At 67.6% G+C, this 14,855-nt stretch carries 12 protein-coding genes; 8 read left to right on the top strand and 4 right to left on the bottom strand.

The window, feature by feature from the left end:
• Positions 1 to 196: 196 nt before the first annotated feature.
• Positions 197 to 1,948 (bottom strand): maltose alpha-D-glucosyltransferase, encoded by a 1,752-nt coding sequence (gene treS, locus ACV530_RS07685; protein ID WP_494331523.1) that lies wholly within the window; start codon positions 1,946 to 1,948, stop codon positions 197 to 199.
• Complete coding sequence (locus ACV530_RS07680) at positions 1,945 to 3,948, bottom strand: alpha-1,4-glucan--maltose-1-phosphate maltosyltransferase (RefSeq protein WP_494331522.1); 2,004 nt, start codon at positions 3,946 to 3,948, stop codon at positions 1,945 to 1,947. The genes treS and ACV530_RS07680 overlap by 4 nt, the downstream gene beginning before the upstream one ends.
• A gap of 603 nt (positions 3,949 to 4,551) precedes the next feature.
• Here ACV530_RS07680 and glgP point away from each other — a divergent pair.
• The 7 genes from glgP (at position 4,552) to ACV530_RS07645 (ending at position 10,923) form a co-directional block, all read left to right on the top strand.
• Complete coding sequence (gene glgP, locus ACV530_RS07675; RefSeq protein WP_494331521.1) at positions 4,552 to 7,179, top strand: alpha-glucan family phosphorylase; 2,628 nt, start codon at positions 4,552 to 4,554, stop codon at positions 7,177 to 7,179.
• 195 nt (positions 7,180 to 7,374) lie between these two features.
• Positions 7,375 to 7,767 (top strand): SAV_915 family protein, encoded by a 393-nt coding sequence (locus ACV530_RS07670; RefSeq protein ID WP_494331520.1) that lies wholly within the window; start codon positions 7,375 to 7,377, stop codon positions 7,765 to 7,767.
• Positions 7,757 to 8,077 (top strand): DUF6317 family protein, encoded by a 321-nt coding sequence (locus tag ACV530_RS07665; protein WP_494331519.1) that lies wholly within the window; start codon positions 7,757 to 7,759, stop codon positions 8,075 to 8,077. Before ACV530_RS07670 ends, ACV530_RS07665 begins: the two co-directional genes overlap by 11 nt.
• Positions 8,074 to 9,390, top strand: coding sequence for a WXG100 family type VII secretion target (locus tag ACV530_RS07660; RefSeq protein WP_494331518.1), 1,317 nt, complete (start codon positions 8,074 to 8,076; stop codon positions 9,388 to 9,390). The genes ACV530_RS07665 and ACV530_RS07660 overlap by 4 nt, the downstream gene beginning before the upstream one ends.
• Before the next feature lie 109 nt (positions 9,391 to 9,499).
• Positions 9,500 to 9,904, top strand: a complete 405-nt coding sequence (locus tag ACV530_RS07655) for a hypothetical protein (protein ID WP_494331517.1) — start codon at positions 9,500 to 9,502, stop codon at positions 9,902 to 9,904.
• Between the two features lie 88 nt (positions 9,905 to 9,992).
• Complete coding sequence (locus ACV530_RS07650; RefSeq protein ID WP_494331516.1) at positions 9,993 to 10,418, top strand: hypothetical protein; 426 nt, start codon at positions 9,993 to 9,995, stop codon at positions 10,416 to 10,418.
• 142 nt (positions 10,419 to 10,560) lie between these two features.
• Positions 10,561 to 10,923 (top strand): hypothetical protein, encoded by a 363-nt coding sequence (locus ACV530_RS07645; protein ID WP_494331515.1) that lies wholly within the window; start codon positions 10,561 to 10,563, stop codon positions 10,921 to 10,923.
• Between the two features lie 49 nt (positions 10,924 to 10,972).
• Here the strand turns inward: ACV530_RS07645 and ACV530_RS07640 are convergent, their stop codons facing one another.
• Both ACV530_RS07640 and ACV530_RS07635 read right to left on the bottom strand, forming a co-directional pair.
• Entirely contained in the window at positions 10,973 to 12,535 is a 1,563-nt protein-coding gene (locus ACV530_RS07640) for a M4 family metallopeptidase (protein WP_494331514.1), read from the bottom strand.
• A gap of 402 nt (positions 12,536 to 12,937) precedes the next feature.
• Entirely contained in the window at positions 12,938 to 13,357 is a 420-nt protein-coding gene (locus ACV530_RS07635; RefSeq protein ID WP_494331513.1) for a DUF6415 family natural product biosynthesis protein, read from the bottom strand.
• Positions 13,358 to 13,492: 135 nt separating this feature from the next.
• Here ACV530_RS07635 and ACV530_RS07630 point away from each other — a divergent pair, with 135 nt between their 5' ends.
• Positions 13,493 to 14,845, top strand: coding sequence for an NsdA family TPR-like regulatory protein (locus tag ACV530_RS07630; RefSeq protein WP_494331512.1), 1,353 nt, complete (start codon positions 13,493 to 13,495; stop codon positions 14,843 to 14,845).
• The last annotated feature ends 10 nt before the right edge of the window (positions 14,846 to 14,855 follow it).

Raw genomic sequence — 14,855 nt, 5'->3', positions numbered from 1 at the left:
GCGTCCTTTCCCCGGGGCACACGACAGATTGGGCAAAGTGTCCCGGATTGCGGCTTTGGCCAGTGCGCGGTGCGGGACGTGTCGGGCGAGGATCGTCCGTACGATCACGTGACGGAGGCGATCGGGTGCTGCCCGGCCCGTATTTCAGCAAGGGTTTCCGGGGATCCCGGATCGAAACCCGGGATCCCCGGACTTCTCACTGTGGTGCGGAAGCGGACGCGGACGTGGATACGGGGGCGTTGCGGCGCAGCCGGAACCAGTAGAAGCCGTGGCCCGCGAGGGTCAGCAGGTACGGCAGTTCACCGATGGCCGGGAAGCGCACACCGCCGATGAGCTCCACGGGATGGCGGGTGTTGAAGCTCCGCAGATCGAGCTCGGTCGGCTGTGCGAAGCGGGAGAAATTGTTCACGCACAGGACCACGTCGTCACCCCCGTCCCCGGTCGGGGGTGCCTCCCGCAGGAAGGCCAGCACCGCCGGGTTGCTCGACGTCAGCTCGGTGTACGAGCCCAGCCCGAAGGCCGGGTTCTGCTTGCGGATCTCGATCATCCTGCGCGTCCAGTGCAGCAGCGACGACGGACTGCTCATCGCCGCCTCGACGTTGGTGACCTGATAGCCGTAGACCGGATCCATGATGGTCGGCAGGAAGAGCCGCCCGGGGTCGCTGGAGGAGAAGCCCGCGTTGCGGTCGGGCGTCCACTGCATGGGCGTGCGCACACCGTCGCGATCGCCGAGCCAGATGTTGTCGCCCATGCCGATCTCGTCGCCGTAGTAGAGGATCGGCGAGCCGGGCAGCGACAGCAGCAGCGCGGTGAACAACTCGATCTGGTTGCGGTCGTTGTCGAGCAGCGGGGCGAGCCGGCGCCGGATGCCGATGTTGGCGCGCATCCTCGGATCCTTGGCGTACTCCGCGTACATGTAGTCGCGTTCTTCGTCCGTCACCATCTCGAGCGTCAGCTCGTCGTGGTTGCGCAGGAAGATGCCCCACTGGCAGCCCGAGGGGATGGCCGGGGTCTTGGCCAGGACCTCGGAGACCGGATAGCGCGATTCGCGCCGGACGGCCATGAAGATGCGCGGCATGACGGGGAAGTGGAACGCCATGTGGCACTCGTCCCCGCCCTTCTCGTAATTGCCGAAGTAGTCGACGACGTCCTCCGGCCATTGATTGGCCTCGGCCAGCAGCACCGTGTCCGGGTAGTGGGCGTCGATCTCGGCCCGTACGCGCTTGAGGAACTCGTGCGTACGGGGCAGGTTCTCGCAGTTGGTGCCCTCCTCGGCGAACAGATACGGCACCGCGTCCAGCCGGAAGCCGTCGATGCCGAGGTCCAGCCAGAACCGCAGGGCCGCCAGGATCTCCTCCTGCACGGCCGGGTTCTCGTAGTTGAGATCCGGCTGATGCGAGAAGAACCGGTGCCAGTAGTACTGCTTGCGCACCGGGTCGAAGGTCCAGTTCGAGGTCTCCGTGTCGACGAAGATGATGCGCGCGTCCTGGTACTGCTTGTCGTCGTCGGCCCAGACGTAGTAGTCGCCGTACGGGCCGTCGGGGTCGCTGCGCGACTGCTGGAACCACTCGTGCTGATCGCTCGTATGGTTCATGACGAAGTCGATGATGACGCGCATTCCGCGCTGGTGCGCCGCGTCCACGAACTCGACGAAATCCGCCAGGTCACCGAACTCCGGGAGCACCGCCGCGTAGTCCGACACGTCGTACCCGCCGTCTCGCAGCGGTGACCGGAAGAAGGGCGGCAGCCACAGGCAGTCGATGCCCAGCCACTGCAGATAGTCGAGTTTGGAGGTCAGCCCTTTGAGGTCGCCGATGCCGTCACCGTTGCTGTCCTGGAAGGAACGGACGAGGACTTCGTAGAACACCGCGCGCTTGAACCAGTCAGGATCAAGATCTTTGGCGGGTGTGTCCTCGAAGGTGTCCGGTACGGGCTCGTTGACGATCATGATGTGGGTGACCCTCCGATCGGTGAGGACGGTCGCAGCGAGAACACGTGCGCGGGCGCGATCGATCGGCCCGGCTCAAGGCGCACATAGTTGTCCCTGCCCCAGTTGTAGGTCTCTCCGGTGAGCTCGTCGCGCACCGTGGCGGACTCGTGCCAGTCGAGGCCGAGCTCCGGCATGTCCAACGAGACCGTCGCCTCCTGGGTGTGGTGGGGGTCGAGGTTGACGACTGTCAGAACGCAGCTGCCTCCAGGACCTGAAGTGCGCTTCGAATAGGCGATGACGGCGTCGTTGTCGGTGTGATGGAAACGGAGGTTGCGCAGCTGCCGCAGGGCCGGCTGCCGCCGCCGCAGCCGGTTGAGCACGGTGATCAGCGGAGCGATGCTGCGGCCCTCGCGCTCGGCCGACTCCCAGTCGCGCGGCCTGAGTTGGTACTTCTCCGAGTCCAGGTACTCCTCGCTGCCCGGATGCACCGGGACGTTCTCGCACAGCTCGTACCCCGCGTAGACGCCCCACGAGGGCGAGAGCGTGGCGGCGAGCACGGCCCGGATCTCGAAGGCGGCCCGGCCGCCCTCCTGGAGATAGGCATGCAGGATGTCCGGGGTGTTCACGAAGAAGTTCGGGCGCATCACCGCCGCCGACTCCCGGGAGAGCTCCGTGAGGTAATCGGTCAGCTCCTGCTTGGTGTTGCGCCAGGTGAAGTAGGTGTACGACTGCTGGAAGCCGATCGCGCCCAGCGTCCGCATCATCGCGGGCCGCGTGAACGCCTCGGCGAGGAAGACCACATCGGGATCGGTGCGCCCCACCTCCGCGAGGACCTTCTCCCAGAAGGCCGCCGGCTTGGTGTGCGGATTGTCCACCCGGAAGATCCGCACGCCGCGCTCCATCCAGAAGCGCAGCACGCGCAGCGTCTCGCGGACGAGACCGTCGAAGTCCTCGTCGAAGGCGAGGGGATAGATGTCCTGGTACTTCTTCGGCGGGTTCTCCGCGTAGGCGATCGTGCCGTCCGCCCGGTGGTGGAACCACTCCGGGTGCTTGCCGACCCACGGATGGTCCGGGGAGCACTGGAGCGCGAAGTCCAGCGCCACCTCCATGCGCAGCTCGCGCGCCTTGGCGACGAAGTGCGCGAAGTCCTCGAACGTGCCCAGGTCCGGGTGGATCGCGTCGTGCCCGCCCTCGGCCCCGCCGATCGCCCAGGGGCTGCCCACGTCACCGGGGCCCGCGCTCAGCGCGTTGTTGGGGCCCTTGCGGTAGGAGGTGCCGACGGGGTGGACGGGCGGCAGGTAGACGACGTCGAACCCCATGGCAGCGAGGGCCGGCAGACGCCGGGCCGCCGTACGGAACGTGCCGCTCAGCGGCGGCCGGCCCGGGCGGACGACCGCGCCCTCCGAGCGCGGGAACAGCTCGTACCACGAGCCGAACAGCGCCCGCTCCCGCTCGACGAGCAGCGGCAGCGGCCGCGTCGCGGTGACCAGTTCGCGCAGCGGATGACGGGACAGGACCGCGGTGACCCCGTCGGCCAGCGCCACCGCGAGCCGCTCCCCGGCCGGACGCTGTGCGTCGCGCAGCGCGTCGGCCGCACGCAGCACCGCCTCCCGGCCGTCCTTCTTCGGCACCCCGGCGGCCGCGCGCTCGAGGAGGCGCGCCCCCTCCTCCAGCGTCAGCTCGGTGTCGATGCCTGCCGGCACCTTGATCCGCGCGGCGTGCCGCCAGCCGGCGACCGGATCGCTCCACGCCTCCACCGCGTACGTCCAGCGGCCCTCGGCGTCCGGAGTGACCTCCGCGCCCCAGCGGTCCGTGCCCGGCGCCAACTCCCGCATCGGGGCCCAGGGTCCGCGGCGGCCCGCCGCATCGCGCAGCACCACGTTCGCGCCGACGGCGCCGTGGCCCTCGCGGAAGACGGTGGCGGTGACCTCGAAGGTTTCTCCGACCACGGCCTTGGCCGGTCTGCGGCCGCAGTCCACGAGCGGGGCGAGGTCCAGGACGGGGATGCGACCGATCATGGAATCACCTGGGGGTTCGACGATTGTGGCCAGTTCTGTTCTTTCTATCCGTTCCGTCCTCCGCCGACGGGCCGTGCGCATGACGGCTTCCGTCCGCGTTCACCCGGGTGGGCGGCGGATGACGAACGGGCGGGCTGTGGAGTACGGATCACGGTCGGGAGGACGGGCAGGCGTTTTCTGGATACCGGGGGAGCTTTCCCACCAGGCCCGGGCAAGCATGCCCGTACCGTGTGAACTACCGGTGCGTAGTTCACATGGCACCGGCTGGGGAAGGGCCTCCCACCTCCGTCACTCGTACGGAGTCTGCTCGCCGGACCCGGGCAGTGCAACGCCGAAAAGCGGGGTATCCGACGGCCGGACGGGCGAACGGCGTTGTGGCCCAGCCTTCGAAGGTCGCAGCGACTTCTCGCCTTCGACACTGCTGATGGACGCGGGGCGTATTTCTGACTCGTACCAGCACAGCAGCCGCGGGCCCGCCCTCGGCGGACGTCAACTACGCGCCGCACGGCCGGGGTTGCGCGTCGGTCAGGCGGACTTCCAGCGGAAGGGGGCACTTGGCCGCTTGACCCCGAACCGTCCCCGCCGCGCCGCTACCGTCGAGGCGTGAAGGCCATTCGTCGATTCAGCGTGCGCCCCGTCCTTCCGGAGCCCCTACGACCGCTCAGTGAGCTGGCGCGCAACCTGCGCTGGTCCTGGCACCCCGAGACGCGCGAACTGTTCCAGACCCTCGACCCCGAGGGCTGGCAGGCCGCCGACGGGGATCCTCTGCGGCTGCTCGGCACCGTCTCCGCCGACCGCCTCGCCGCCCTCGCCGACGACCGCCGCTTCCGCCGGCGGCTCGCGGCGGCGGCCGACGACCTGCAGGACTATCTCACCGGACGCCGCTGGTACCAGGAACAGCCCCCCGGACTCCCGGCCGCCGTCGCCTACTTCTCGCCCGAGTTCGGCATCACCGCCGCCCTCCCGCAGTACAGCGGCGGCCTCGGCATCCTCGCCGGCGACCACCTGAAATCCGCCAGCGACCTCGGCGTGCCCCTCATCGGCGTCGGACTGCTCTACCGGCACGGCTACTTCCGGCAGTCCCTCTCCCGCGAGGGCTGGCAGCAGGAGCACTACCCGCTGCTCGACCCCAACGAGCTCCCGCTGTCCATGCTCCGCGAAGGCGACGGCACCCCCAGCCGGATCTCCCTCGCCCTCCCCGGCGGACGCTCCCTGCGCGCCCACATCTGGTGCGCCAGGGTCGGGCGCGTGCCCCTGCTCCTGCTCGACTCCGACGTCGAGGAGAACGACAGCGGCGAGCGCGACGTCACCGACCGGCTCTACGGCGGCGGCAGCGAGCACCGGCTGCTCCAGGAGATGCTGCTGGGCATCGGCGGCGTCCGCGCCGTCCGTACGTACTGCCGCATCACCGGCCACCCCGAGCCCGAGGTGTTCCACACCAACGAGGGCCACGCGGGCCTCCTCGGCCTGGAACGCATCCGCGAACTCGCCGAGCAGGGCGCCGACTTCGACTCCGCGCTCGAGAGCGTACGCGCCGGAACGGTCTTCACCACCCACACGCCCGTCCCCGCGGGCATCGACCGCTTCGACCGCGAGCTCGTCGCCCGCCACTTCGGCGACGGCGCGGAACTGCCCGGCCTCGACGTCGAACGGATCCTCGGCCTCGGCACCGAGAACTACCCAGGCGGCGACCCCGGCCTGTTCAACATGGCCGTCATGGGACTGCGCCTCGCCCAGCGCGCCAACGGCGTCTCCACCCTGCATGGCCAGGTCAGCCGCGAGATGTTCGCCGGCCTGTGGCCGGGCTTCGACCCCGAGGACGTGCCGATCACCTCCATCACGAACGGCGTCCACGCCCCCACCTGGGTCGCCCCCGAGGTCTTCCGCCTCGGCGCCCGCCGCCTCGGCATCAGCCGCACCGAGGACGCGCTGACGATCGGCGGCTCGGACCGCTGGGACTCCGTAGCCGACATCTCCGACGCCGACATCTGGGACCTCCGCCACACCCTGCGCGAACAACTCGTCGAGGAGGTACGCGACCGGCTGCGCGCCTCCTGGCGCGAACGCGGCGCCGGAACCGCCGAAATCGGCTGGATCGGCGAGGTGTTGGACCCGTCCATCCTCACCATCGGCTTCGCCCGGCGCGTCCCCTCCTACAAACGCCTCACCCTCATGCTCCGCGACCGCGAACGCCTCACCGAGCTCCTCCTCGACCCCGAGCGCCCGATCCAGATCGTCGTCGCAGGCAAGGCCCACCCCGCCGACGACAGCGGCAAGCGCCTCGTCCAGGAACTCGTCCGCTTCGCCGACGACCCGCGCGTACGCCACCGCATCGTCTTCCTGCCCGACTACGGCATGGCCATGGCCCAGAAGCTCTACCCCGGCTGCGACGTCTGGCTCAACAACCCGCTGCGCCCGCTGGAGGCCTGCGGCACGAGCGGCATGAAGGCCGCGCTGAACGGCTGCCTCAACCTCTCCGTCCTGGACGGCTGGTGGGACGAGTGGTACGAACCCGACTTCGGCTGGGCCATCCCCACCGCGGATGGCTCCGCCACGGATGAGGACCGCCGCGACGACCTCGAGGCCGCCGCCCTCTACGACCTCCTCACCCAGCGCGTCGCCCCGCGCTTCTACGACCACGGCCCGGACGGCCTGCCCGGCCGCTGGATCGAGATGGTCCGCAGCACCCTCGCCTCCCTGGGGCCGAAGGTCCTCGCGGGGCGCATGGTGCGCGAGTACGTGGACCGCCTCTACGGCCCCGCCGCCGAGGCCCAGCGGTCCCTCGTCCCGGACGCGGCCCGCGAACTCGCCGCCTGGAAGGCCCGTGTCCGCGCCGAGTGGCCGGCCGTCGCCGTCGACCACGTCGAGGCCGTCGCCGACGCCCCGCTCAACGGCACGGCCGAGCTGGGCTCCACGCTCTGTCTGCGGGTCAGCGTCCGCCTCGGCGGCCTCGACCCCTCCGACGTCGAGGTCCAGGCCATCGCCGGCCGTGTCGACCAGGCGGATCGCCTGACCCATACAACCGCCTTCCCCCTCAAGCCCACGGGCGCCATGGGGTTGGACGGCCGCCGCCTGTACGAGGGCCCCCTCACCCTCGACCGCACCGGCCCCTTCGGCTACACGGTGCGCATCCTCCCGGCCCACCGCCTGCTGGCGAGCGGCGCGGAGCTGGGGCTGGTGGCCGTACCGCCGGAGGCCTCGGGGGAGGCGGCGGGGGTGCTGATGCGGTGACGCTGATGTGGTGACGCCGAGCCACGGCCTGGTCAATGGGGGGTCAACCCTTGGCCAGGCCGTGGCCAAGGCCGCATATCAATTGCATATGCGAGCGCCTTCTTGCGGTGAATTGCGAGGATATGACCTCTTGCTCTCTGTCTACGGTGGGCGGCGATCCACGATCCAGATGATCTGCCGAGCCGGGAGAGGCGCATGGAGGGGCCGATACGTTCGCGCATCCTCGATTACTACGAGGACGCGGATCCGCCCGTTGGCGGCCCGTCCTATTCGACGCCGGTATTCGTGCCCGCGCATCCGCGCTATCCGCAGGACGGGGGCGCGCCGTGGATCGCCTATGAGCTTTTCGGCCGCCAGGACGGGCCGCCGACACCCGTGGCCTTCACCACCCTCGAGAAGCTGGTCGATGCTCTGGGCCCTGCCCAGCCCTGGATAGCGGTCTCCATCGGCCCGTTCGTCGAGGCCATGCGGGACGCGGAACTGCCGAAGGTCTGGCTCGACCCCGCAATGGATCCGGGCGCGACGCGCTGGCAGGCCGAGGATCTCGAGGCGTACGCGAAGGAGGTCGGCCCCGACGATGAGCGCTGATTTCAAGGCCATTCTGGCTGACCTGAAGTCGATGGGCGACACGTTCCACCGCGAGGCGGGCAACTATCGCAAGCTCGAGTCGCAGGTCTCGCCAGCTGTGGTGAGCGGCGGTGACGCCGGACTCGACCATGAGATCAAGGCGGCTGCGGACCTCATCAAGGCCTTGCACCTCAAGTTCGCGGACCGGCTGGACCGCCATGGCGACCTGGTCCTCAAGTCGCGCGGTGCGTTCGAGCGGAACGACATTGATCTGCACGGCCTGTTCGAGGACTTGGTGGACGGGCTCCCGAACAATGACAGGCGGACATGACGGACAGCTGGGTCGGTGGGGACATCGGCGGCCTGCGCGTGATGGGCGAGGCCTACAAGAAGGCGAAGAAGGAACTCGACGGCGTCGTCAAGCCGCTGAACGACACGGTGGACAGGCTGGCCTCCGACTCGAGCTGGAAGGGCGATGCGGCGACGAACTTCCGTGGCAAGTGGAGCGAGGACGCGATAACCGCGGGCGCCTTCGCGACTCTTGTCCATGACGTCGGCGACATCCTCGCCACGCTCGCGGACAGTCTGTCGGACTGCGAGACCTCGCTGCAGAACGCGGAGGACATCGCGGTGAAGGCCGGGGTGCCCATGCACGACAAGGGCATACCTGCCGAGTTCACGGTGAGCAACCCGCCGACGGAGAAAGACCAGAAGGCCATCCAGGCCCTGAAGGACTACACGACGGCGCGCACCGAAACACTCCACATCGCGCAGCACGCACGTCTGCAGGCCGCGGACAAGCTGCGCAGTGTCTGCGCGCTGATCACGAATCCGGTGTCGCCGAGCGACAAGGTCACCATCGCGGACTTCTTGCGGGGCCTGTACGCGTACGACGCGGATGACGCGAGAGGCGACGGCAAGAAGGCCAAGGGCCTGATCGACGAGGCCCGCAAGGAAGAGGAGCTGGCCAAGAAGGAGCTCCGCAAGGAGCGCAAGGCGTTCCAGGCCGAAGGCCGGTCCATACCTAAGGACTTCGCAGCGAAGTCCGCCTACCGGGATGCGATGTCGCGGGTCGAAGACCTGGAGATGAAGATTGCACGTGCCGAGAGCGGCAGCACGGCGTTGCCGTATGACCGGCAGCTGAACGTCAAAATCGCGGATGCAGCCGAGGCGTTGAAGCTGGGCAAGAGCGTCGAGGCACTGCCGAACTTCCTTAAGGAACTCCCGATCATCGACGTTGCGGCGGCCGGTGCGTGCACCATCCTCTCGGCCAAGAGCGACCATGAGAAAGGGTGGTCATGGAAGCGTTCCTTGGCGGTGGACGGTGGCGCCAACTTTGGTGGCTTGGGGGCGGGGGCGCTCGCTGCCGCGGGAGTCGCTGCAGTCATTGACGCGCCAGCCGTGGCAGTCGCGGGTGTCGGTGTCGTCGTGGCGGTCGGTGCGACCGAGCTGATCGACAAGACCTTCCATGAGCACTGGCGCGAGGATATTCACGACCACGGTGTGGTGGGCGGTATCGCCTATGGGACCGAGCATGTGTTCTCGGGAGTAGGTGACGATGTGGGTCGCATGATGAGCGAGGGGGGACACGCGGTCGGGAGCGCGGCGAAGAAGGTGTGGCATGGTTTCAAAAGCTTGTTCTGAGCCCCCTGCGCCGGCCAAGCTTCCAATCGTAGGCACCAGTTGGTACCGCCGCGGTGTTGTGTACTGGTTGCGCAGAGGCGGTCTCAGCTGCTTCCTGATTGTTGTCTTGATGGCGATGGTCGGGGTCTCTTTGTCCACCTACGGCTATTTTGCTTCGGGATTTTCACCGACGTTGCGCATGGTGTGCAACGTGGCACAGATCGTGGCGAGCTGTGGGGCCCTGGCCTGGGGATGGATCTCTGCGCGCCGACAGGTGCGCAAGAAGCTGTTGCAAGATCCGCCAACTCCTCGACAGGCCTGGGAGAAGCACAACGCAGAACAGAGCCGGGCAATCAGGCTGGCATTCGCGGGCCGTATATTCGGACTCTTTCTGATGCCGGTCATGACGCCCCTCGTGGCGTATGTGATCGGGGCGATCTTCGCCGTCTCGTTCGTCCGTGAACTGCCCACCGAAGCCGGAGCCCGGCGTGAGTTGGAGGAGGCGATGGTGGCGAGGCGTAGTGCGACGAAATGAATCCGATGCCCCGCAGCCTCCTGCCATCCCATTCCTCGGCAGGTCCTGGTACAAGCGCGGTCCTATGTACTGGCTGAGGCGCTTCGGGATGACTCTCCTTCCGTTGCTGGTCACGGCCTTGGCTGCGTTCGTCCTGGTGGCCGGCTACCGCGGGCTCACGGAAGATCTGTCATCGGCATGGCGCACGGCATGCGACTTGGTGGAAGCCGCAGCGTGTTGTGTCGGCTTCGCCTGGGGGTGGATGTCGGCACGCAGGCAAGTGAAGGAGAAACTGAAAAATCCGCCCACTCCCGAACATGCATGGCTGAACCATCGGCATGCGAAGGCGAGCGCCACCGGAAGGGCTGTCGGCGGGCGGTGGATGATCTTTATTGCCCCCTTGGTGGTGCCGTTGGTGGCGTACCTCGGCGGTGTTTTGACCGCCGGTGCGTTTGTACGCGAACTGCCGGCAGAGGTCGGGGCCCGGCGTGTGCTGGAAGAAGCAATGGCTGCGGGGCATGCGACAGGGGCGTAGTGCACGGGTTGGCGTCCGCCTCATCGGAGCGCTTTTTCTGTTGGCCGGTTTGCTGATGTCCACCGTCGGTGCCGTCGACTTGCGGTATGCCCTCGGGATGGCGGGTACCCGTGGGACGCTCACTGTCCTGTGGTGCTATTCCGTGTCTTCCGGCAAGGGCCACAACACGGTCTGCGAAGGGCCGTTCCGGTCCGACGACGGCAGGGTCGTCGACGACGGCGCAGCGATACAGACGGAGTACTCAAGGGGACAGCGGGTTCCCGTAACCCAAGGTTCCGATGGGTACTACTCGGTCAACGCAGGCGCCGCGTTGGGCTGGTTCGCGTTCATCCTCCTCGGAGCGCTGTTTGCGACCTTGGGATTCCTTCCGCTCGTCCATGGACGGCTTCCGCGCGACATGCTGCCGTCACGCCGCACGCGTGTGCTAGGGCGCCTCATCACAGGAATTTTCATCGCCCTCATCGTGTGCGGCGTGGCATCGGTGGTCCTCGACCCGTCGAAATGAATGGGTGGCGCACGGAACCCTCCGCACGCCACCCGCCACCGTCAACCGGTTACTTGACGTTCACGCCGTCCCACGCGGCCTGAACTGCCTTGTACTGCTGGCTCTTCGTGCCGTACAGATCCCGCGCCGCCTTCAGGGTCGCGGAACGCGCGCCCTTGTAGTCGGTGGTGGAGGTCATGTACTGGGTCAGGGCCTTGTACCAGATCTTCTGGGCGGCACTGCGCCCAATGCCGTTGACCTTCTTGTTGTTGGCAGTCGGGCTGTTGTAGTGGACACCGTTGATGGTCTTCTTGCCACTGCCCTCGGAGAGCAGGTAGAAGAAGTGGTTGCCGATGCCGGAAGAGCGGTGAACCTCGAGGTTCTTCGTGTTCGGCGTCCAGAAGGAGGCGGACTTGCCGTCCTTGGCCGGGTCGTCCATGTAACGCAGCGGCTTGCCGTCGCCGTTGAAGTTGATCTGCGCGCCGATGAAGTAGTTGCCCTTCTTCGGCTTCGAGTAGAACTCGACCGCCTTGCCGAAGATGTCGGACGTGGCCTCGTTCAGACCGCCGGACTCACCCGCGTAGTTGAGGCGGGCCGTGGCGGCCGTGACGCCGTGGGTCATCTCGTGCGCGGCGACGTCGAGGGACGTCAGCGGGTGCTTGTTGTCGAAGCCGTCGCCGTACGTCATGCAGAAGCAACCGTCGTACCAGAAGGCGTTCTTGTAGTTCTTGCCGTAGTGCACGACGGAGTACGCGGCCTTGCCGTCACCGCGAATGCCCTTGCGGCCGAAGACGTTCTTGTAGAAGTCCCAGGTCTGGGCCGCACCGTACTCGGCGTCGACGGCAGCGGTCTGGGCCATGGTCGGCTTGCCGTTGCCCCAGACGTCCTTGTTGTTCTTGAACGGCGGGTAGGTCTTGGGGTTGTCCTCGTTGCGGGCGCTGTAGATCGTGTGGCCGCCACGCGCGTTGTCGCGCATGTAGTACGAGTTGCCGTACTTGGCCGTGCCGATCTTGACCCGGCCGCTGTACTCGCTGTTGCCGATGCCGGCCTCGATGGCCTGGTTCTCGTACAGCTTCTTGCCGGTGGCCGCGTCGGTGACGACGTGCAGCTCGCTCGGCGTTCCGTCGGCCTGGGTGCCGCCGATGACGGTCTCGTAGGCGAGCGTCGGCTTGCCGTCCGCGGCCCAGATGACCTTGCGGGGCGCCTTGTCCTGGGCGTACTTGCCGCCGTCACCGCTCGAGTCGGCGAGGCCCATGGCGGTCTTCTGCGCGGCCGGCGGCGCGATCTTCGCCTTGGTGGTGGGGACCTTGATGGTCGCCTCGGTGGCCTTGTCGACGTCCTCGACCTTGCCGTTCTTGGCCGAGTGGACGACGACGTCACCGCCGAGGACGGGCAGCCCGTCGTAGGTGCGCTCGTAGCGCGTGTGGACGCTGCCGTCCTCATCGGTGATGGTGTCGCGCGGGACCAGCTTTTCCTTGTCGCCCAGGTGCAGCGCCTTGGCGGGGTCGTCCGTGCGGCCGTCGGCCTGCGCCGGCGCGGTGAAACCCGCGGCCAGCAGGACTGCGGCGATGGAGGCCGCGCTCAGGGCGACCGCCGGACGAGAGGCAGAACGGGCTATTCGAGACGTGCGCACACATACTCCTGGTCTGCAGATGCGCCTGTCGCGGGATCGCGACTGGTTGCGCCAGTTTGATCGAACTTTCGTGCGCTTCGACGCGAATATTGGGGCTGTAGTGGCGGGAGTTGGATAAAGCTTTCGTCAAGTGTCCTTAAGAATGCGGGAGATAAGGCCTGAATCGGGCGGAACTGCATGTTCCGGCCAGGTTGGTGAATGGGCTGCTCCGGTTCTCAGGGGCGTCCGACGGTCAGCATGTGCGAGCTCGCGGCCAAGAGGGCCGGGTACGGCTCCGCCATGCGGGCTGCCGCCAACGCGGCCCGGAACATCGGCGTGTCGGCAAGGTGATCGCCCGTGTGCTGTTCAGTGGCCTTCAGCAGCGACCAGGTCGGTCCCGTGGTCAGCTCGTCCAGAGACCGCCTACCGTTTCGTCATGCCCGTGTGCTGCTGCTCTGCGGTCTCCTCGGCGAGGGCCAGAGCCAGCATCTGCCGCACGTAGCGGGCGGTTTCCTGAACCCAGGCAAGGGCGGGGAACGGTTCGACGTGAGCGTCCGGGGCCTTGCTGGTGAGCCGGCGCTCGAGGTAGCCGATCCCATGGCCCAGTACAGGGTCGCGGTCGCGGACTGGCGTGGCGCAGTACCTGGCTCGCACGAGGGGCAAGAGCAGGGCCAAGTGGCCAGTGAGGTCCTGCACCAGGGCAGCGAGGCCGTCGCTGTTGAGCCTGGCCCCGATGGCGGGTTCTGCGAGTGCTGCGTCGATGCTGGCGCTGATGGCGTCAGCAGGCAGTTTGGGATGGGGACAGGCGCTCTCGCCGGGCACGGGGTGAGTGGGCGGAGACATGGGGCTGCTCCTGAGGGGACGGGCGGTGAACGGTGAGCGGTGCATGCGAAGAGGTAACGCCTGTGTCGGCCCCCAGCGGTACCGTTGGAGGAACGCATGAACGTGAAAGCCATGAAAGTGGCCGGGAGTTGACGCATGGCTGCGAGCAAGCGCACGCCCAACACCAGCCTTGCCAGGCTGCTCGACGAAGCTCGCTGGTCCCGCACTCAGCTCGCTCAAGCGGTGAACCGAACCGGCGCCGAGGCCGGGCTCACCCTGAAGTACGACCAGTCTGCCGTGTCCCATTGGATCGCCGGCACGATGCCGGGACCGAAAGCAAGGCCCGTGCTTCTCGAAGCGCTCTCACGGCGGTTGAAGCGGCCTGTCACACACACCGAAGCCGGGCTGGCCGTGTCGGCAGGCTCCGCCCCGCACGCGGACCGTGACGCTGTCGAGCAGCTTCTCGACCTCGCCAGGGCGGACATGGACCCGTCCCGAAGAGGCGTGCTCGCGGCCGGTCTGTACTCGGCGGCGTTCGTCGTGCCGTTGTTCAACGATCTGCTCGCCTCCGGCGGCACCAAGTCCACGCCGGTGCCGAGAAAGACCGGGCGCGTCGGCCAGGCCCAGGTCGATACGGTGCGCAAGGTGACCGATCGCGTCGCGGACATCCTCGACGAGTTCGGCGGGGGCCACGCTCGCCCCATGGCCGCCGCCTTCCTGACGAACTCCGTCGGCCCGTGGCTGCGGGCCTCGGCGACTCCGAAGGTCCACAAGGGCCTGATGGCCGCGGCTTCGGACCTGACGTACCTGGTGGGCTGGATGGCCATGTACGAGCGTCAGCAGGGCCTGGGCCAGAAGTACTACGTCAAGGCACTGGAGCTGGCGGGAGAAGCGGAAGACCACGTCACGTACTGCCGCACCTTGCGCGGCATGAGCCTTCAGGCTTCCCATCTCGGCTTCGGAACCAGGGCATTGGCACTGGCCGACTCCGCAGCCGAGGCAGCTCCCAAGGCTGGCCCACGTCTGGTGGCCTTCCTGCGCGGACAGCAGGCGCACTCCGCAGCGATGACCGGCAACCGGCACATGGCATTCACACGACTGCGCGAGACCGAGGAAGCGCTGTCGAAGGCGGATTCCCGGCGTGAGTCGATCGGCGGATACGACCAGTCCGCCTACCTGTTCCACGTCTCCCACGTGCTGTACGAACTCCGAGACCTTCCGGGATCGATCAAGGCGTTGCAGGACTCGCTGAAGGTCCAGCCGAAACAGGAGCGTCAAGGGCGCGTGCACTTCAACGCCGTACTGGCGCAACGCCAGTTCGCGATAGGACACCTGGACGCCGCGTGCGATGCGTGGCATCGCTTCCTCGACGACTACGCGGAGCTGTGCACGGCACGGGGAGACGAGCACTTCGAGAGGATGAACCGGCAACTTCGTCCGTACCGCGTGTCCCGCTCCGTACGGCCTCTGGCAGAGCGGGCACGCGAAGTCGCCGTACTCAAGGCGTAATGGGGCGGCC

The sequence above is a fragment of the Streptomyces sp. SX-6 genome (assembly GCF_059089585.1).
The sequence above is the reverse complement of the archived record's forward strand: the minus strand, read 5'-3'. Positions and strand labels throughout refer to the sequence as shown.